The sequence below is a fragment of the Clostridium autoethanogenum DSM 10061 genome, from assembly GCF_001484725.1.
In the GTDB taxonomy this organism is placed as follows: domain Bacteria; phylum Bacillota; class Clostridia; order Clostridiales; family Clostridiaceae; genus Clostridium_B; species Clostridium_B ljungdahlii.
Map to the genome: position 1 here is coordinate 1,412,389 of NZ_CP012395.1, position 19,242 is coordinate 1,431,630.

The 19,242-nt window shown below is 30.2% G+C and carries 18 protein-coding genes and 1 other annotated feature; of the genes, 4 read left to right on the forward strand and 14 right to left on the reverse strand.

The annotated features are described in order from the left end of the window. Nucleotides 1-15: 15 nt before the first annotated feature. Complete coding sequence (locus tag CLAU_RS06305) at nucleotides 16-1,743, reverse strand: phospho-sugar mutase (RefSeq protein ID WP_013240049.1); 1,728 nt, start codon at nucleotides 1,741-1,743, stop codon at nucleotides 16-18. 264 nt (nucleotides 1,744-2,007) lie between these two features. Here CLAU_RS06305 and CLAU_RS06310 point away from each other — a divergent pair, with 264 nt between their 5' ends. The 3 genes from CLAU_RS06310 (at nucleotide 2,008) to CLAU_RS06320 (ending at nucleotide 5,652) form a co-directional block, all read left to right on the forward strand. After that, on the forward strand, nucleotides 2,008-3,468 hold the full coding sequence (locus tag CLAU_RS06310; protein WP_013240050.1) for an aminotransferase class I/II-fold pyridoxal phosphate-dependent enzyme: 1,461 nt from the start codon (nucleotides 2,008-2,010) through the stop codon (nucleotides 3,466-3,468). A gap of 320 nt (nucleotides 3,469-3,788) precedes the next feature. Continuing rightward, nucleotides 3,789-4,346, forward strand: a complete 558-nt coding sequence (locus tag CLAU_RS06315; protein WP_013240051.1) for a sigma-70 family RNA polymerase sigma factor — start codon at nucleotides 3,789-3,791, stop codon at nucleotides 4,344-4,346. Nucleotides 4,347-4,350: 4 nt separating this feature from the next. Continuing rightward, the gene (locus CLAU_RS06320; protein ID WP_013240052.1) at nucleotides 4,351-5,652 is read left to right on the forward strand and encodes a DUF4179 domain-containing protein; all 1,302 of its coding nucleotides are present in this window, start codon (nucleotides 4,351-4,353) and stop codon (nucleotides 5,650-5,652) included. Nucleotides 5,653-5,795: 143 nt separating this feature from the next. Here the strand turns inward: CLAU_RS06320 and CLAU_RS06325 are convergent, their stop codons facing one another. From CLAU_RS06325 to CLAU_RS06370, 10 genes are all read right to left on the reverse strand, one after another. Next, nucleotides 5,796-6,779, reverse strand: a complete 984-nt coding sequence (locus CLAU_RS06325; RefSeq protein WP_013240053.1) for a permease prefix domain 1-containing protein — start codon at nucleotides 6,777-6,779, stop codon at nucleotides 5,796-5,798. A gap of 36 nt (nucleotides 6,780-6,815) precedes the next feature. Continuing rightward, on the reverse strand, nucleotides 6,816-7,157 hold the full coding sequence (locus CLAU_RS06330) for a PadR family transcriptional regulator (RefSeq protein ID WP_013240054.1): 342 nt from the start codon (nucleotides 7,155-7,157) through the stop codon (nucleotides 6,816-6,818). Nucleotides 7,158-7,578: 421 nt separating this feature from the next. Then, a complete protein-coding gene (locus CLAU_RS06335) occupies nucleotides 7,579-8,007 on the reverse strand; it encodes a hypothetical protein (RefSeq protein ID WP_013240055.1) in 429 nt (142 codons plus the stop codon). Nucleotides 8,008-8,130: 123 nt separating this feature from the next. After that, nucleotides 8,131-8,412: a P-loop NTPase family protein gene (locus tag CLAU_RS06340; RefSeq protein ID WP_013240056.1), complete on the reverse strand. Its 282-nt coding sequence runs from the start codon at nucleotides 8,410-8,412 to the stop codon at nucleotides 8,131-8,133. A gap of 57 nt (nucleotides 8,413-8,469) precedes the next feature. After that, nucleotides 8,470-8,658 carry a hypothetical protein gene (locus tag CLAU_RS06345; protein WP_013240057.1) on the reverse strand — a complete coding sequence of 63 codons (189 nt, stop codon included), beginning with the start codon at nucleotides 8,656-8,658 and terminating at the stop codon, nucleotides 8,470-8,472. A gap of 113 nt (nucleotides 8,659-8,771) precedes the next feature. Beyond that, nucleotides 8,772-9,995: a tyrosine--tRNA ligase gene (gene tyrS / locus CLAU_RS06350; protein WP_013240058.1), complete on the reverse strand. Its 1,224-nt coding sequence runs from the start codon at nucleotides 9,993-9,995 to the stop codon at nucleotides 8,772-8,774. Between the two features lie 55 nt (nucleotides 9,996-10,050). Further along, nucleotides 10,051-10,311 (reverse strand) — a binding site (T-box leader). Nucleotides 10,312-10,445: 134 nt separating this feature from the next. Beyond that, complete coding sequence (locus tag CLAU_RS06355; RefSeq protein WP_013240059.1) at nucleotides 10,446-11,015, reverse strand: RBBP9/YdeN family alpha/beta hydrolase; 570 nt, start codon at nucleotides 11,013-11,015, stop codon at nucleotides 10,446-10,448. 424 nt (nucleotides 11,016-11,439) lie between these two features. Beyond that, nucleotides 11,440-12,417: a permease prefix domain 1-containing protein gene (locus tag CLAU_RS06360; RefSeq protein ID WP_013240060.1), complete on the reverse strand. Its 978-nt coding sequence runs from the start codon at nucleotides 12,415-12,417 to the stop codon at nucleotides 11,440-11,442. A gap of 36 nt (nucleotides 12,418-12,453) precedes the next feature. Further along, entirely contained in the window at nucleotides 12,454-12,795 is a 342-nt protein-coding gene (locus CLAU_RS06365; protein ID WP_013240061.1) for a PadR family transcriptional regulator, read from the reverse strand. 209 nt (nucleotides 12,796-13,004) lie between these two features. Continuing rightward, nucleotides 13,005-14,315, reverse strand: a complete 1,311-nt coding sequence (locus CLAU_RS06370; protein ID WP_013240062.1) for an Nramp family divalent metal transporter — start codon at nucleotides 14,313-14,315, stop codon at nucleotides 13,005-13,007. A 194-nt stretch (nucleotides 14,316-14,509) separates the two neighbouring features. Between CLAU_RS06370 and mntR the strand changes: the two genes are divergently transcribed. Continuing rightward, a complete protein-coding gene (gene mntR / locus CLAU_RS06375; RefSeq protein ID WP_013240063.1) occupies nucleotides 14,510-14,980 on the forward strand; it encodes a transcriptional regulator MntR in 471 nt (156 codons plus the stop codon). A 229-nt stretch (nucleotides 14,981-15,209) separates the two neighbouring features. Here mntR and CLAU_RS06380 read toward each other — a convergent pair whose 3' ends face one another. The 3 genes from CLAU_RS06380 to CLAU_RS06390 all read right to left on the reverse strand — a co-directional run bounded on the left by CLAU_RS06380 (nucleotide 15,210) and on the right by CLAU_RS06390 (nucleotide 19,206). Beyond that, a complete protein-coding gene (locus CLAU_RS06380; protein WP_013240064.1) occupies nucleotides 15,210-16,226 on the reverse strand; it encodes an alpha-hydroxy-acid oxidizing protein in 1,017 nt (338 codons plus the stop codon). Between the two features lie 140 nt (nucleotides 16,227-16,366). Continuing rightward, nucleotides 16,367-16,831: a 2-thiouracil desulfurase family protein gene (locus CLAU_RS06385; RefSeq protein WP_013240065.1), complete on the reverse strand. Its 465-nt coding sequence runs from the start codon at nucleotides 16,829-16,831 to the stop codon at nucleotides 16,367-16,369. A 14-nt stretch (nucleotides 16,832-16,845) separates the two neighbouring features. Next, on the reverse strand, nucleotides 16,846-19,206 hold the full coding sequence (locus tag CLAU_RS06390) for an endonuclease MutS2 (protein WP_013240066.1): 2,361 nt from the start codon (nucleotides 19,204-19,206) through the stop codon (nucleotides 16,846-16,848). Between the last annotated feature and the right edge of the window lie 36 nt (nucleotides 19,207-19,242).

Consider the following 19,242-nt stretch of genomic DNA (forward strand, 5'->3'; position numbering starts at 1 on the left):
CACCTACACAATTTATTAGCAATTTACATCGTCTATTATTTTCATAACTCTTTTCTCAAATACATTCATTTTTTCTTCAGCATCTTTCAAGCTGTTTCCTATTATTGAAAGATAAATTTTTATTTTAGGTTCCGTTCCCGAAGGCCTAACTACAAACCAAGACTTATCCTCCATAATAAATTTCAGCACATTTGACTTAGGTAAATGTATTATATTTTCATTTATATTTATTAAATCTTTTTCTACACTTAACTTATAATCTAATTTTTTAACTATTTTTGCATCACCAAGTGTTCTTTTCATGGAATGCCTCATGTACTGGAGAATTTTTTCTATTTTTTCGTGACCTTCTCTTCCTTTAAGTTCTACTGAAATCAACTTTTCTTTATAAAATCCATATTTTTTATACAGATTTAATAGAGCCTCGTAAAGACTCATGCCCTTCGTTTTATAGTACAGCGTCATTTCACATATAAGCGTAGCTGCAATTACAGCATCCTTGTCTCTTACAAAATCTCCTGCCAGATAGCCGTAGCTTTCTTCAAATCCAAATATATACTCTTTATTTTCCTTGCTTTTAAATTCTTTTATTTTTTCTCCTATATATTTGAATCCAGTTAACACATTTACTAATTCTACTCCATATTCTTTTGCTATATCTTGAACCATCTCCGTAGTTACTATAGTTTTTACCACAACACCATTTTTCGGCAATTTATCAATTTCCTTTAAGGATGAAAGAATATAATGGGTTAAAAGAACACCTACTTGATTTCCAGTAAGTGTTTTATACTGGCCTTCTACATTCTTCACTACTATCCCTATTCTATCACAATCTGGATCTGTTCCAAATATTATATCTGGCTTTATAGCCTGTGCCATATCTAAAGCCAGTTTAAAAACTCTAGGATCTTCTGGATTAGGATATTCTGCTGTTGGAAAACTCCCATCTGGGCTTTCCTGTTCTTTTACTATATTCACATTTTCATATCCAAGTTCCTTAAGCGCCCTTCTCACTGGAATATTACCAGTTCCATGCAGTGGAGTATATATTATTTTTAAATCTTTTGCATGTGCCTCTATAAGATCTTTCCTTATAGCAAGGTTCTTTACTTTCTCTATATAGGATTTATCTATATTTTCTCCCAACATATGAAGTATACCTTTGTTTTCAGCTTCTTTTAAATCCATATGTTTTATTTCTGAAAAATCACTGATACTTTCTATACAAGATAGTATTTCATTTGCAAAATCATCTGTTACCTGTCCACCATCTTCCCCATATACCTTATATCCATTATATTGCTTTGGGTTATGAGATGCTGTTATAACAACACCTGCCTTACTCTTAAGTTCTCTTACCGCATAGGAGAGCATTGGTGTTGGATGGAGAGTTTTAAAAAGATTTACTTCTATACCATTGGCACATAAATTACTTGCAGCAGCCTCTGCAAATTCCTTGGACATTATTCTACAATCATAAGCTATGCATACGGAAATACTTGTATTATATTTCTTTATAAGATATTTTGATAATCCTTCTGTAGCTTTTCCAACAGTATATATATTCATTCTATTACTGCCTATACCTATTACGCCTCTAAGACCTCCTGTGCCAAATTCCAAATCCTTATAAAATCTATCTTCTATTTCCTTTTCATCTTCTATATTTTTTAGTTCTATTTTTCCATCATCATCCACATAAGGTGAACTCAACCAATATTCATATTTTTCTCTATACATTATCTTTACCTCCTATATGCAATATTTAACATTTACTATTATACTATAAACTATATCTAAAAACATGTATACAACCATATTTTTACCTCATAATATATATATATAACTTATTTCTTAATTTTAGGTTAATTTATTTATATAAATTGGTATTATTGAATCTCTATATGAATTAACATATAATGATATTAGTTTTTACTAAGTATGGTTATCCCTTTAATTCCAAGAGTTAAAGGGTATTTTTTTTGAAGGAAGGTGTTTATCAAGGTGTATAAATTAGATCAAAGTGAAACTCCACTGTTTGATGCATTAATGGAATATGTAAATAGGAATACCATTCCTTTTCATGTGCCAGGTCATAAAAAAGGGAACGGTATAGACGAAGAGTTTAAAAACTTCATGGGAGAAAACCCCTTTAAAATTGACGTTACTGTATTTAAATTAGTGGATAGTCTTCACCATCCTACTGGTCCAATAAAAAGGGCACAGCAATTAGCTGCAGATGCCTATGGCTCTGATGCTGCTTTTTTTTCAATACATGGAACATCTGGTGCTATACAAACCATGATCATGTCTGTAGTGAATTCAGGAGATAAAATAATAATTCCAAGAAACGTGCACAAATCCGTTACTGCTGGAATTATATTAAGTGGTGCAATACCTGTATATATGCAACCTGAACTAGATAAAACAATAGGAATTGCCCATGGTGTTACTTCTGAAACCGTAGAAAATACTTTAAAACAAAATCCTGATGCAAAGGCTGTTTTAATTATAAATCCCACCTATTACGGAGTAGCTGCAGACATTAAAAAAATATCAGATATAGTACACAATTATGATATTCCTTTAATTGTAGACGAGGCCCATGGACCACACCTTGGTTTTAACGATAATTTGCCAATATCAGCTATGCAAGCTGGTGCCGATATGTGTTCCCAAAGTACTCATAAAATAATAGGTGCTATGACTCAGTGTTCGCTGCTTCACGTTCGTTCAGAGCGTATTGATATACACAAAGTTCAACAAGTTTTATCTCTACTGCAAACAACTTCACCTTCTTATGTCTTAATGGCTTCGCTGGATTGTGCCAGAAGGCAAATAGCTCTCCATGGAAAAGAATTGCTGAGTAAAGCTATTGACCTGTCAAGTTATGCCAGGTATAAAATCAACAATGTACCAGGCTTCTACTGTTTTGGTGAAGAAATAGTTGGTAATCCCGGCGTAGTGTCCCTTGATCCTACCAAAATAACCATAACCTGTAGAGATTTAGGTATTACAGGCTATGACTTAGATATGATTTTATCAAATAAGTATCATATACAAATGGAACTCTCAGATTTATATAATATTTTAGCTGTTGGTTCTTTTGGCGATACTAAAGAAAATATAGATGCCCTTATAAATTCTCTAGAAGAAGTAAGTACAGAATACTATGGGAGAGGAACTAGAAAATCAGACTTTCTGGATATGCCTTCTATACCAGTACAATTAAAAATTCCGAGAGATGCTTTTAATTCTGAAAAAACGCCGGTGCTGTTAAAAGACAGCATAGGTATGATAAGTGGAGAATTTTTAATGGCATATCCTCCTGGAATACCAGTGCTTTGCCCGGGTGAAGAAATAACAAAAGAAATTGTAGACTACGTGCAAGAACTAAAAGATACTGGATTGTATGTTCAAGGCACAGAAGACCCTGAAGTTGAATATATCAAAGTAGTAAAATAATTTCTCAAACAAAAATAAAATTACACTGCGGATATTTTTACAACCTTCAGCCCATTAAATATTTTGATAAGTCCAAGTAAAAAATTTTGAAAAAAACTAATAACTTTTGAAAACTCGTACCTCAGACAATTCAAAAGCCATAAGTTTTTCAAAAATTTTTTACTAAGACTTATATGAAAAATATTTAAATGGGCTTCATTATTGTAAAAATATCTCTCCGTGTAATTTTATTTTTTTGTATAATTATTTTATTCATGTTTGATAGAAATACGTATTAACCATCGTATTAGATTTATGAATAGCTCTTCGGGAGGTATATGATGAAGATAGATGAAAGTAATTATATAAGTGAACTAAAGCGAAAAAATAGTAAAGCATTGGATTACACTTATTCAAAATATGTTGGATTGGTATATATGGTAGTTTTTGATTTATTAAAAGATACAGCATCTAAGCAGGATATTGAAGAGTGCGTAAGTGATATTTTTATATCACTTTGGAAAAGTGCCGCCAAATATGATGCTAATATTACAACTTTTAAAAAATGGCTTGTTGCTATATCAAAATATAAAGCAATTGACTACATAAGGAAGCTAAATAAAACACCTAAAGCCGTTGAACTTAAAGATGATACAGCAATATCCAATGATAATATTGAGGAAAAAATCATTCAAACTAATGATGTTAATACTATTCTAGGTATTATAAAAAACATGAGTGAAGTTGACAGACAAATATTTATAAAGCGATATATTCTAAATGAAAATATTAACAATATTGCTGAATATTTAAATCTACCCAGAACTGTAATTGACAATAGATTATCTAGGGGCAGAAAATTTATAAAAAATAAATGGGAAAAGCTTATGGGGAGGTAATTATATGGGAACTGTAAATAGTGATGAAGATATTATATTTGAGTTACTAAATTATGCTGAAATTGATGATAAGTTTGATGAAAGCTTTGAATTAGATGATTTAACCTCAAAAAGAATTAAAAAGAACCTTAAAAAGAAATTACAAAAAAGAAAGAACAAAATAAAATATGCTGTTACAGCATGTATATTAATATGTTTAAGTACCGCTGCAATAAGTAATCCTACCTTAGCTGTTAATATAAAGGAATCTCTAACGCAATCAATAGCAAATATACGAGGTGATTATGCAGACTATAAAAAATATACTCAGCACGTTAGTCTAACAGCCTATGATAAAAATATTAAATTTGTAATTAATGAAATAGCAAGTGACAATAATAAAATTATGATTTCTTATTCTATCATTGGTGACAATAGTTTAAAAAACACATTGAACGTTCCAGGTGGAATTACGGGAATGTTGAAAATTAATGAAAAAAATTTTACCTTTGGTGATTCTATAGGAAGTGAAAATCAAATTGGTGATAAAAGATATGATGGTGTTATGGAAATAGATATAATGAAACATAACTTTCCAAATACATTCTATTTATCTATGAATATTACTCAAATAGCTGGATTAAACGGTAACTGGAAATTCAATATCAAAGTAGATAATAAGGATATAGAAAAAGAAACTAAAACTTATAATGTTAACAAAAATATTAGCATTGGAAATACAAAGTATAGAATAAAAAGGATATGTATCACCCCCTTATCTACTAGTATAGAAGTTGATGGAGATATTTCTAGGCATTCTTGTTTTTTATTTGATGATAGTGGTAATATGATAATTTCTCAAAGCGGCTCTGGAGATGGATCCCATGGAGAACTTTATTATAATGCATTAACAAACCGCAATACAAAATCACTCACTTTTTTGCCTTTTGACTATAAAGAAGATTATGTACCTCCAAGATTTTATAATATGGATAAACTTCCACTTGAACTATCTCAAGGAGAACTAGGGAAATTAATAGTGAACAAACTAGAATGGGATAATGATGTTTTAAAAGTCTACTATTCTGCTGAAGGAAAAATACCTATTGAGCAATCACAAAAATTACTTTTATTAGATGAACAAACTAATAAAAGTATAATCAGTGAAAATAGATATAATACTAACATAAATCCATCAAATCAGCATGACTTTATAATGTATTTTAAAGGTGTCTCTAAGGATAAAAAATACAAAATAGGTACATCAAATCTAGAAGACTTTTATAAATTATATGATGCTTCTAAGTTTACCATAAAATTGAAGTAATCAATGTATTGAAACAAGGCGCACTAACAAGTAATGCGCCTTTTCTTTCCGAAAACTATAAGCTAAGTACAAATATAATATTGTTTAAAATAATCATTTAAAAGTTGCACATACTTAACTTAATATACCCTAAATTGATAAATTTAAAATACTTTCCTTGAATTTATCTTTTTACATAAGATTGCAGCTATTAATCCAGTAATAACTATTGCTGCTATGGTGTATCTTGACATAAATCCCATCCAACCATGGTTATTATCATCAAAGAGTATGCAAAATAAACCGCAAGTTTCTAGAAAAACTAATACTATAAAAAATATAGGTAATTTCCTTTCTGAATAAATTATACCTAAAAATGCTATAGCAAATACTATCCATGATGCAAAGTATACTATATAGCTATAATACTCAAATTTACTCCAAATGGTCTTACTATACAAATTTCCATACTCATCCATTGCTTTATCATCTAGTTTATCTTGACTATGTGTATACTTGAAAGTAACATTATATTTTAAAGTTTTTTCATCATTAGCATAGATAAAGGATGTTTCAAAACCAGAATCCCTTTCTGATATTGGAATTTCATTTTCTTTATTATATGAAAAGAATTTTTTATGATCTTTCCATACAGAACAATAATAAATACCATTATTGTTTTGAGAATTATATTTATCAAGTTTCTCAGTTATCTTTTTTTCAGTGTCTTTACTAAAGTTATCTTCGTTTTTTAAAATATCCGCTAGCTCATCCTTAATTATGTAGGAAGACTGTTTATAGTATTGGGTACCAAAACCGTCTTTTAAAAAAGTAATCCTATTTTTATTATATATTAAACTTAGTGCAGCACCAATTAAATAAATAACTATAGCACATAAAAACAAATACTTCCAAAACTTTTTCTGTTTTGAAATAATCAATGATAATTCAGCATCTACTTCCTTTACTGGTCCAAACTCTTTTATAGCAATATCAATACTATCATCTTCATTTAATCCCTTACTCTGGAGCTCTTTTGTTCTTTCATTCAAGTGAGTTTTCATTTCTTCTTTTAATATCTTAACATCTTTATCTTTATCATTAAAACTTTTATAAATTTGCTTAATGTAGTTATTAATTCTGTCCATGACCTTCCCCTCCCAAGCTTAATTTGAATCAATTCTTTACTCATCAGTATCTAAAACGAAACGGTTCATTATCTTTTGTAATGCCTTCCATTCTTTTGTCTTTTCTTTAAAAATCTCTTTTCCTTCTTCTAAAATTTTATAGTAACGCCTCCTTCCCCCGCCAGTATTTTTTTCATCATTCCAGTAGCCTTCAATGTAATTTTTCTTTTCTAATCTTTTTAAACATACATATAGTGTAGTTTCTTTCATTTGAAATTCATCATTAGACTTTTCTCTAATTCTCTTTGATATTTCATAACCGTACATATCATTTTCATACAGAACTGACAGTATCAGTGTGTCTATATACCCTTTTAAAACTTCCTTTTCAAATTCCATTTTGCACCTCCTCTTTATAATAAGGATTACTTCATATAATGTAGTACATTTTTATATTATCACAAACTACTGTATAATGTAAAGTAGTTTGTGATAATATTTCCATATTCCATTTAACGTACCCCGAATTTTAAAGCTTTTCGCTCTTTCAAAAATCTCCAGTTTAAAAAAATATTTTCTATTTTTATCTTCTAAATAATAGGATTTCTCTAACGATGTTTTACGTATATATTTTTCGATATGGTCATATATATCCTTTACTTCTTTATAATTAAAAATCTATCTATCATAAATTTGTAATACACAAACATAATTATTTGATTTGCGAACATAAAAACACCGTAAAATTTTTTTAAAATAATACGGTGCTTCAGTAAATTATTCACTTTTTAATTGTTATATTAAATAAGAAAACTGTTAATTAACTTTCTATATTCCATTTAACATTATAGCCACCTTGATGTTTTCCTTCAACTTGTATTTTGTAATTACCATTCTCATTTATATTAACTGTTTTAGTAATATGTTTTTTAGGATTTTCAGTGCTAAATAATTCCTTATTATTTTCATTTTCTAAACTTACTTTTAAGTTACCTTCTTTGGTAGTTACTGATACATCTAAGACCAATTTATCACCCTTTTTAAGACTTATAGGAGTATATTTGTAACCAATAAAACTAAAGTAATACATTATCATTCTATTCTTAGTATTATATTCAATGGATTTAGTAGATGTAAAACTTCCTCTTCCATTAGAGTTACTAAAAAACATAGCTAAAAGTAATATTAAAATAAGTGATAAAATACACACTGGAATTGTAAGTATAATTTTAGTTCTGGTTCTTAACATAACCAATTATCTCCTTTTAACAACATTAATTACATTATACACCATATTGTTTAATTTTCAAAGAACATTCATATATTTGACTTTATAGATTAATGCATATAAACTTCATGTTGCGTACCAACATTATGCTAATTTTTTTGTATTAAGACATTCCTCAAGAAATATATGAATATCCTTATTGTTTTTTAAAGTAATAACTTTTTCTTTGTATGGGGAAATTCTATCTTTTAAATTGTCTTTTCCTTCATTATAATTTTTTGACCATTGCAACATACATTTAAGCATTTGGTATCGTGGATTATAAATACATTCTTCAATACCAAGTCGTTGCTTTACCCAGCGTTTAATAATCCTGTAATTCCCTAATTTCGGCGAAATTTCAAGTAAGATAATTGTATCTGCCATCTTTAACCCCTCTTCAAAACAAGATCTCCCTGTATCTTCGATAATCCAACTTGGTTGCTATATTATTGAATAAAACAGATTATCCCTTTCCTTAACGGGTCTTTTGCGATTACCCCAAGGGTTTAATTTATCAGAGATATGTACAATTTCATCAATTGGTTGGTAAAGGATTTTTAATATTAGGGACAATTTTTCTGCAAGTGTTAACTTGCCACTTGATACTGAACCAACGATATATATTTTCATATTTAATTACTCCTTTACATACAAATAACTTTTCTTCGTTATAAAGTACTATTCTGTACTAACTAACATTAGTATAAGTTGATTTTTTGCTTAGACCTCATGTATAGATATTACTAAACATTCCTTACCTTAACAAACTTAGACTTTCCAACCTGAATAACAAAACTATTACCTGAATTTTGCATTAGAAAATTATTATACTTCTTACCATTTATTCTTACAGCATTTTGATCTATAAGGCGCTTAGCCTCACTATTACTAGCTGCAATTCCACTTCCTGTAATAATTTTTACTAAATTCACCTCGTCATTTGATGCAAAGCAATCTTGAGACAAAATAAATTCGTCAATATCATTTGGAATGAGATTTTTTTGAAATACAGTCTTAAAATGCTCTTCAGCAGATTCTGCTTCACTTACTCCGCAATATAAGGTTGTTATTTCTTTTGCAAGCTGCATTTTAATATCCCGGGGGTTTGTTTCTGTATTATTAAGCTTTAACTTAATTGCTTCAACTTCATCTGGATGAATATCTGTGGCAAGTTCAAAGTATTTAATAATGAGATTATCTGGGATAGTCATTATCTTTTGGTAAATTGAAATGGCATCCTCACATATTCCAATATAATTTCCTAAACTTTTACTCATTTTTTCAACACCATCCGTACCTTCAAGTAAAGGCATAAATAGAGCTATTTGACTTTCCTGGCTATAATCTCCTTGTAGTGTACGCCCCATTAAAACATTGAAGGTTTGATCTGTACCACCCATTTCAATATCTGCCTTTACCGCCACAGAGTCATACGCCTGCATCAATGGATAAAAAAATTCATGTAATCCTATAGGTTTATTGTTTTTATATCTTTTCTCAAAATCATCTCTTTCTAGTATTCTTGCAACAGTAACTTTTCCAGCAAGCTTTAGCACATCTTCAAAATTAAGCTTAGATAACCATTCGCTATTAAACCTAACTTCTGTTTTATCTCTATCAAGTATTTTAAATACCTGTTTTTCATAAGTCCTAGCATTTTCAATCACCTGCTCCGTTGTCAATTGTCTGCGGGTTTTGCTTTTTCCTGAAGGATCACCAATTTTTCCAGTGAAATCACCAATTATGATTACTGCTTGATGTCCTAAATCTTGCATTTGTTTGATTTTTCTAAGTACAACTGCATGACCAAGATGTATATCTGGTGCAGAAGGATCTAGTCCGAGCTTAATTCTAAGAGGAATTCCTGAGGACACACTTTTCTCCAGCTTTCGCTTTAAATTTTTTTCGCTCACAACCTGACTTACACCTTTCATAATAATTTTAAACTGTTCTTCAACATCTTTCATTTCTGTCATCCTTTCTTATAAACAAAAAATTAAAAACTCCCGTCCGCTGCATTACGCAAAGGACGGGAGTTTTACTCACGTGTTACCACCTCAAAATTTATTTATACATCACTGTATAAACCTCATCGGGTACGGCACAAAAGGCTTATACCCTAGCGATGTAACGGTCGCACCCGGCAACAACCTACTAAGATATAAATCTTTTCAGTGTACCACTCAGAGATGTATTTCAAAATCTGTTTTCTACCCCTCTCATCAACCGGTAGCTTTCTGTTGAAAACTTATGATTTCTACTTCTTCTCATCGCAGTTTTGAATATTTAGCTCATATTATATCACTTAAATCTAATGCAAGTCAATTTTTATTAGATACTTTCATTTAAATGATCACTTATAAAATAAAAACATTATGAATATAATCACACCGACCCTAAAATTTACAATGAGAATATTAAGCATTAATTAAATTCTGGATTTCATTCAATAAAACAGGAAAATCAATATATCCATCACGAGCAATAAAATGCTTTCCTGATGAAAGGATCATAAGATTTGCATCTAACTCTTGGGCTAATTTTTGTGTTGCTTTGGTTGGAACAATATCATCATCTTTTGCAGTAATAACAATTCTTGATTGAACTAGACTTTTTATTCTTTCAATGTCAAGTGGTCCATCTACAAATTCTTGTAGACCTTCTGTTTGTTTCTCCATGGGATTTTCATTTATGAAACCTGAAACAAGTATTGCACCTTTAATTTTTATGTTTTTTTCAAGAACATAGCGAAGTGCCGTAACACATCCCAGACTATGACCAATAAATATCGTATTTTCATCAATATCCAAAACATTTTTACGAAGATGTTTAAGCCAGGATTCAAGATGAGGATTATCCGAATCAGGCATGTTAGGAATATGAATTTTAACAGGATTATTTTTAAACTGTTCTTTTAGCCATGGAAACCACTCTGCTTGATTGGAAGATGTATAACCATGAATAACATAAATATTAGTACTTTTCATTTTATTATTTCTCCTAATTATATAGATAATTTTTACTTCATAATTATTTATTATTTTGAATTTATTAATGTTTCATATTTCAAATATATTTATATAACTAAAAGTTGACTTATATTCGGAAAATATGAGGACAAAATTGAAAATCACATTCAAAAAATTTTTTAATAAATCTAGAGCTTGGCATTTTGAAAACCTATATGGATATTCTAACTTTAAAAAAAATCTAGAAGACTTTTATAAATTATATGATGCCTCTAGGTTCACCATAAAATTAAAGTAATCAATGTATTGAAACAAGGCGCACTAACAAGTAATGCGCCTTGTTCTTTTCGATAACTATAAGCTAAGTACAAATATGATATTGTTTAAAATAATCATTTAAAAGTCGCCCACGCTTAACTTAGTATGCCATAAATCAACAAATTTAAAATACTTTCCTTGAATTTATCTTTTTATATAAGATTGCAGATATTAATCCAGTAATAACTATTGCTGCTATAGTAAATCTTGACATAAATTCAACCAAACCTTGTTTATCAAAGAGTAGATAAAATAACCCACCAGTTTCTAGAAAAACTAATACTATAAAAAATATAGGTAATTTTTTTTCTGAATAAATTATGCCTAAAAATGCTATAGCAAATACTATCCATGATGCAAGGTATAATATATAGCTATAATTTCTAAATTTACTCCAAATGCTCTTATAATACAAATCGTCATACTCAGCCATTGCTTTATCGTCTAGCTTATTTTGACTATTTGTATACTTGAAGGTAACACTATATTTTAAAGTTTTTTTATCCTTAGCATAAATATAAGGTACTTTAAAATCAGAATTCTTTTCTGACATTGGAATTTTATTTTCTCTATAATATGAAAATAATTCTTTATGATCTTTCCATACAGAACAATAATAAATGCCATTATTGTTTTGAGAATTATATTTATCAAGTTTTTCAGTTATTTTTTTTTCAGTGTCTTTACTAAAGTTATCTTCGTTTTTTAAAATATCCGTTATTTCAGCTACAACTATGTAGGAAGACTGTTTATAGTAATGGGTACCAAAACCATTTTTATAAAGGATATTCGAATTTTTATTATATGTTAACCCTAGTGCAGCGCCTATTAAGTAAATAATTATAGCACATAAAAACAAACACTTCCAAAACTTTTTCTGTTCTGAAATAATTAATGATAATTCAGCATCTACTTCCTTTACTGGTCCAAACTCTTTTATAGCAATATCAATACTATCATCTTCATTTAATCCCTTATTCTGGAGCTCTTTTGTTCGCTCATTCAAGTGAGTTTTCATTTCTTCTTTTAATATCTTAACATCTTTATCTTTATTATTAAAGCTTTTATAAATTTGCTTAATGTAGTTATTAATTCTGTCCATGACCTTCCCCTCCCAAACTTAATTTGAATCAACTCTTTACTCATCAGTATCTAAAACGAAACGGTTCATTATCTTTTGTAATGCCTTCCATTCTTTTGTCTTTTGTTTAAAAATCTCTTTTCCTTCTTCTAAAATTTTATAGTAACGCCTCCTTCCCCCGCCAGTATTTTTTTCATCATTCCAGTAGCCTTCAATGTAATTTTTCTTTTCTAATCTTTTTAAACATACATATAGTGTAGTTTCTTTCATTTGAAATTCATCATTAGACTTTTCTCTAATTCTCTTTGATATTTCATAACCGTACATATCCCTTTCATACAGAACTGACAGTATCATTGTGTCTATATACCCTTTTAAAACTTCCTTTTCAAATTTCATTCCACACCTCTTCTTTATAATAAGGATTACTTCATATAATGTAGTACATTTTTATGTTATCACAAACTACTGCATAATGTAAAGTAGTTTGTGATAACATTTCCATATTTTATTTAACGTACCCCGAATTTTAAAGTACGATAAACGAACCCTTACTTTCTAATTAACAAATTCACTTGCAAAATAATACTCAAAAATAAGAGAAAATATTATGCCTGCCCAGTAAACGTTAAGTATAAAAGTACTATATTTAGTAGTATTATTATTGTAGCTATTAGAACACCTAACAGTCGTATAGAACCTTTATTAACTAAGATTCCCATCAAATCTTTACGTTTAGCTATAGTTAACATTTGAATTATTGGAAATGGCAAAATAAAACTAAGTGCTACCTGACTTAAAACAAGAGCATACATTGGATTAATTCCAAGTGAAATAATAATTAGGGCTGGTATCATTGTTATAAGTCTTCTTAAATTTATAGGTATACTTAAATTAACAAAGCCTTTCATTATAGTTTGACCTGCGAGAGTTCCCACAGCTGAAGATGATAATCCTGATGCAAGCAATGCTATTCCAAATGCACCACTTGATAAAGAACCTATTAAAGGTTGTAATGATTTATGAGCCTGTTCCATTGTATCTACTATCATTCCGCTTTTATAAAAGACTGCAGCCGATACTACAACCATTGCAGCATTAACAATAAAAGCTATATTCATAGCTATAGCAATATCTATTTTTTCCATTCTTAAATGGTTTAATTTTCCTTTATCTGACAAATCAATACTTCTATCTTGAACTAATTGTGAGTGTAAGTATATTACATGAGGCATAACTGTTGCACCAAGCATACCTACGGCAATTAACACAGCTTGACCATTAGGCAGCATAGGAATTATTGTATGGATGCCTACTTGACTCCAATCTGGTTTAGCAAGAAATATCTCTATTATATATGCAATAGAGATTACAGCAACAAGTGTTGATATTATAATTTCTATCATTTTTTGTCCATACTTTTCCATATAGCAAATTATAAATGTTATTACTCCTGTAAGAAGTCCCGAATATATCATAGGTATATGAAACAATAAGTATAGCCCTAATGTTCCTCCAAGAAATTCTGCTAAATCTGTTGCCATAGCTCCTAGCTCAGCAATAATCCAAAACACCCAGTTTACAGCTTTAGGGAATACCTTGGCACACATTTCAGGAAGATTGTGTCCTGTAGCTATCCCCAATTTAGCGGACATAGTTTGTAAGAATATAGCCATTATATTACTCCATAAAATTACCCAAATTAAGGTATAGTTAAATTTTGATCCTCCGCTAATATTAGTTGCAAAATTACCAGGATCAATATATGCTACACTTACAACAAAAGCAGGTCCTAAAAATTTTATTAATTCTTTTATTTTACCTTGTTCTATTACATTTTTCCTATTTATATCTTTTTTTATAGAGATATCTCCTGGTTGATTTAAACTAACATCAATTGAACTTTTTTCACTCTGCATTAAAATGCCACCCTTCTTATTAGATATGTTAATCACAAATAAAATAGTTATTACTAGTTAACCTTGTTAGCTAAGACTAAATTTTTTTCTAATATAAACTATGTAATAACAAAAAAAATGTTCCAATAAAGCAATTTTTTATTTGCTCAAACATATACTTTATTAAAAGACTACAGCTGAAAGTAGGTGAAAATATGGCTAAAAATAATTTTTACACTTTTAATGAATATATGAAAAAGGAAGATAAACATCTTACTGCTTCCATGGAAGATTATCTTGAGATGATATATAGGTTATCTTTAAATACAGGATTTACAAGAATTCATGAACTTTCACATGCACTTAATGTTCAGCCTCCTTCAGCTACAAAAATGGTACAAAAATTAGCAGAATTGCAACTTTTAAAATATGAAAAGTACGGAATTTTAATACTTGAGAAGAAAGGAAAGGCTCTTGGAGCTGAATTATTAAATCGTCACAATATTATTGAAAACTTTTTAAGGATACTTGATGTTTCAGAGTCTAATGTTTTGGAAGAAACTGAAAAAATTGAGCATACAGTAAGTAAGCAAACAACAAAATGTTTTCAAGATTTTTTAGAATTTATTAGAGATAACCCTGAAGTAATTAATAGTTTTAAAGCTTATAAAAATACTTTTAAATAATAACTGCACATCAGTATAAAAACTTATAATATTTCTATACTGTACAATAACATTAAGGACAGAAATGCCCTTTTTGGTTTTTACATTTTTCTAAACTATTTGTTTTGCTATTGTCAATAAAAATTTCGAGGGGAACCTTATAAGTAGTACCATTTCTTAATTCTAGATACAAAAAAATAACCCCTGATTTTATAATCAGAAGTTATTGATTTTCCCACTAAGTAAGATTCTATTTATAAAGTATTCTACCATCTACATTTTTAACAGACTTACATCCTGTTAAAACCATAGCTGATTTTAATTCACTCTTTAAATTTTCTACATAAACCTTTACTCCTTCTCTTTGTCCTCCAAAGGATGCAGTTACAAAAGGTCTTCCTATAAGTACGGCATCTGCTCCTAAAGCTAACATTTTAAGTACATCCACACCAGTTCTCACGCCGCCATCTGCAAGTATTGTAACCTTGCCTTTAACTAACTTCGCTATCTCTGGAAGTACCTCTGCCACTCCAGGCGTTTGATCTAAAACTCTTCCACCATGGTTTGAAACAACTATGGCACTTACTCCAGCTTTAACTGCAAGTTCTGCTTCGTCTGGAGTCATTATTCCCTTTAGTATAAAAGGAAGTTTTGTACTTTCTACAACTTCTTTTATTTCTTCTAAAGTCTTAGGTCCCACAGGTTTTCCATGAAGTGCTAAAGTTATTAATCCTGCAGCATCTATATCCATTCCTACTGCAAAAGCTCCTGCTTTTTCAGCAAGTTTTATTTTACTTATAACATTTTTATTTTCCCAGGGTTTTATTACAGCTATACCTTCTCCATTAAATTCTTTAAGCTTTTCAAGATTAGTTATAAGAAAAGAATCTACTGCTGTATCTCCTACCATAGGATATATTCCTGCATCCAGACATCCTCCTATAACCGAGGAAATATACTCTTCCTCAGTAAACTTTCCACCCATATTCAAAGTAGTTCCTGATACAGGTGCTGCAAAAACAGGTATGTCCATCTTTTTTCCAAATAACTCTATTGAGGTGTCAGGATCTTTAGCATCATGTATAACTCTCATATTTAATTTACATTTGCTCAGAGAATTAAAATTTTCTTTAAAAGAATCTCCTGTTCCCTTTCCTCCCATACCTGGCACTTCTCCAGCACAGGCGTTTCCATTACAGGCAGGGCATACCCTGCAGCTTCCATTTAAATTTTCCCTTGCATTTTTTAATATATCTTTATAGTTCATAATAATGCCGCCAAATATTAAATTTTTTAATATTTAGCAGTTCTTCACCCCTTTCAAATAATATTTTATTAAAAATAACTCATTTTATTTGAATATTAAGTTTAGGCATTTTCAAAGAAATAACTAATCCATATGCCAGCCTATTTTCTTTCAAATGCCTTATTAAAATCATCTTCTCCATATATCCTTATATTGTTTTTGCTTAAAAGTTCTGCCGTTACTCCAGCACCCTCTATAATATTTCCACTAAAGCTTCCATCATAAATTTTACCAAAACCACAGGAGGGACTTTTAGACTTTAAAATAGCTTCTTTTATATTACATGCCTTAGCTACTTTTAAAGTTTCATAGGCTCCTTTTAAAAATTCACTTGTACAATTTTCTCCAGTAGAACTCATTACAGCAGCTTTTCCATCTATCACATCTTTACCTGTACCACCACATATTTCGCAAGGATTTCTAGGAGTCTTCAGTCCACCTAACTGTTCCGGACATAGTGGTAGCGCCTTTCCTTCTTTCACGAGACTTAGTACTTTCTCACAAAGATTATTTTCCCCATTATATTTAGTATTAATGCCACACAAGCATGCACTTACTAATATCACTCCAGCCACACTCCTTATTTCAATTCAACTATTGTAACTCCTGTACCGCCTTCACCATATTCTCCAAGCCTGTGATTTTTTACATGAGAATGCTTCTTCAACATATCAGTTATAGAATTTCTAAGCACTCCGGTACCCTTACCATGTATTATAGTAACTTCTTTAAGTCCTCCCATGTATGCATCATCTAAATATTTGTCTACAGTATAAGTTGCCTCTATAGAGTCCATTCCCCTTAAATCCACTGAACTTGAAACATTTCTCAAATTTAATTTGGCTTCTCTTTTTAACTTTTTCTTTTCACTTTTTGAATTACCACTAGAAGCTCTCAATTCTTTCAACTTCACACTTATTTTCATGATTCCTGCTTGAACCTGTACTTCCCCTTTGCTGTCAGGTTTTGATAGTACAACTGCTTTTTGATTTAATGAAGGTATGAATACTTCCTGCCCTTCTTTTACAGATTTAAGCTCTTCTCCAACATCATTTTTATTATCATACAACTTTTCTTCAGTTTTCTCTAATCTATCCTTGAGTTTTTTTCTATTTTCCTCTAATTTATGCCTTACAGAAGAAGTGTATCCCATTCTTTCCAGTTCTCTCATATCCTTTAGAATTTTATCTGCTTCTTCTTTAGAATTTCTTATTATTTCCTTTGCCTCTCTCTGTGCTCCAATAATAGCCTTATCTCTTATATTTTGAAGTTTACTTGCTTTTTCTTCATATTTTTCTTTGATTTTAGCTGCCTCACTTTTTAGTATTTCTGCTTCTCTAGCAAAAGTTTCAGCTTTTGATTTTTTTTCCTGAAGGCTTTGAATTAAATCTTCAAATTGTAAGGCATCGCTAGCTATATTTTCTCTAGCATCTTCTATTATAAACTCTGGTAATCCAAGTCTTTTGGATATTTCAAAGGCATTAGACTTTCCTGGTACTCCTATCATAAGCCTATAAGTAGGTCTCAGAGTTTCTACGTCAAATTCTACAGATGCATTTTCTACTCCCTCATTTTTTAAAGCATATACTTTTAATTCACTGTAATGAGTCGTAGCTACTATAGTGCATCCTCTTTTTCTTAAATTTTCAAGTATTGATACTGCAAGAGCTGCACCTTCTGTAGGGTCAGTACCTGCACCTAATTCATCAAACAATACAAGAGATTTTTCATCAAAATTTTCAATAATATTTACTATATTAGTCATATGTGACGAAAATGTAGATAAATTCTGCTCTATGCTCTGCTCATCTCCAATATCTGCAAATACCTCTGTAAAAAACCCTACGGTAGAATTCTCCCTAGCAGGTATCATAAGTCCACTTAGTGCCATGATGTGCAAAAGTCCTATGGTTTTAAGAGTCACAGTTTTTCCTCCTGTATTAGGTCCTGTTATAACTAAACAGCTAAAATTTCTACCTATATATACATCCATAGGTACTACTGTTTTTTTATTTATAAGTGGATGCCTTCCTTCTATAATATTAACTACTCCATTTTCACTTACATTGGGAATATTTCCATTTAACTCATTTCCAAATTTAGCTTTGGCAAATATAAAATCAAGTTCCCATATTATATCTGCATCTCTTTCAACCACTGTTATATTATCATATATTTGCTGAGATAGCTCAGCTAATATCCTATCTATCTCTGCTTTTTCCTTTAATTTTAGTTCCTTTATTTCATTGTTCAAATTTACAAGTCCCATAGGTTCTATATAAAGAGTTGCCCCACTTGAGCTTTGATCATGGACAAGTCCTGGCACGGATGACTTATTTTCCGCTTTTACAGGAAGCACGTACCTGTCTCCCCTCATGGTATATAAGTTATCCTGCAGATAATCAGAGTAACTTCTTATAAGTGAATTTACCCTATCTCTTACTGAAGCATTTTTATCTTTTAGACTTTTTCTAATATTGTAGAGAAGAGAACTTGCCTTATCAGATATTTCATCTTCGCTTTCTATAGCTATAAAAATTTCATCTTCTAAATTTTTTAAAGGAACAATACCTGCACATATATCTTCTATAATTTTAAAATGTTCTTCATCTTCCGACACAGTTATATACTTCTGAATTCTCCTCGCAGCCCTAAGTATTGCTCCTATTTTAAGAATTTGTCCTGGCATTAATGTAGAACCTTTTCCTGCCATTTTTATACCCTGTCTTACATCATAAACCCCTTCAAAAGGAGGATTGCCTTTAGTTACAAGAAGTTTTAAAGCTTCTCTTGTTTCCTGCAAATGTTCTCTCACTTCATACAGGTTGTCATAAGGGCTTAATTTTTCTATTAAATCTTTAGCTGCTCCAGTATTTGCGTAATCCTTTAATCTTTCCTTAACTTTATAAAATTCTAAAACCTTTAATGATTTTTCGTTCATTTAAATTTACCAATCCCTTCAGATCAAATGACTTTA

Coding starts and splice junctions, on each gene's coding strand:
- CLAU_RS06305 (WP_013240049.1), bottom strand. CDS start 1,743: ATGTATAGAGAAAAATATGAATATTGGTTGAGTTCACCTTATGTGGAT.
- CLAU_RS06315 (WP_013240051.1), top strand. CDS start 3,789: ATGAAGATAGATGAAAGTAATTATATAAGTGAACTAAAGCGAAAAAAT.
- CLAU_RS06320 (WP_013240052.1), top strand. CDS start 4,351: ATGGGAACTGTAAATAGTGATGAAGATATTATATTTGAGTTACTAAAT.
- CLAU_RS06325 (WP_013240053.1), bottom strand. CDS start 6,779: ATGGACAGAATTAATAACTACATTAAGCAAATTTATAAAAGTTTTAAT.
- CLAU_RS06330 (WP_013240054.1), bottom strand. CDS start 7,157: ATGGAATTTGAAAAGGAAGTTTTAAAAGGGTATATAGACACACTGATA.
- CLAU_RS06335 (WP_013240055.1), bottom strand. CDS start 8,007: ATGTTAAGAACCAGAACTAAAATTATACTTACAATTCCAGTGTGTATT.
- CLAU_RS06340 (WP_013240056.1), bottom strand. CDS start 8,412: ATGGCAGATACAATTATCTTACTTGAAATTTCGCCGAAATTAGGGAAT.
- CLAU_RS06345 (WP_013240057.1), bottom strand. CDS start 8,658: ATGAAAATATATATCGTTGGTTCAGTATCAAGTGGCAAGTTAACACTT.
- tyrS (WP_013240058.1), bottom strand. CDS start 9,995: ATGAAAGATGTTGAAGAACAGTTTAAAATTATTATGAAAGGTGTAAGT.
- CLAU_RS06355 (WP_013240059.1), bottom strand. CDS start 11,015: ATGAAAAGTACTAATATTTATGTTATTCATGGTTATACATCTTCCAAT.
- CLAU_RS06360 (WP_013240060.1), bottom strand. CDS start 12,417: ATGGACAGAATTAATAACTACATTAAGCAAATTTATAAAAGCTTTAAT.
- CLAU_RS06365 (WP_013240061.1), bottom strand. CDS start 12,795: ATGAAATTTGAAAAGGAAGTTTTAAAAGGGTATATAGACACAATGATA.
- CLAU_RS06370 (WP_013240062.1), bottom strand. CDS start 14,315: ATGCAGAGTGAAAAAAGTTCAATTGATGTTAGTTTAAATCAACCAGGA.
- mntR (WP_013240063.1), top strand. CDS start 14,510: ATGGCTAAAAATAATTTTTACACTTTTAATGAATATATGAAAAAGGAA.
- CLAU_RS06380 (WP_013240064.1), bottom strand. CDS start 16,226: ATGAACTATAAAGATATATTAAAAAATGCAAGGGAAAATTTAAATGGA.
- CLAU_RS06390 (WP_013240066.1), bottom strand. CDS start 19,206: ATGAACGAAAAATCATTAAAGGTTTTAGAATTTTATAAAGTTAAGGAA.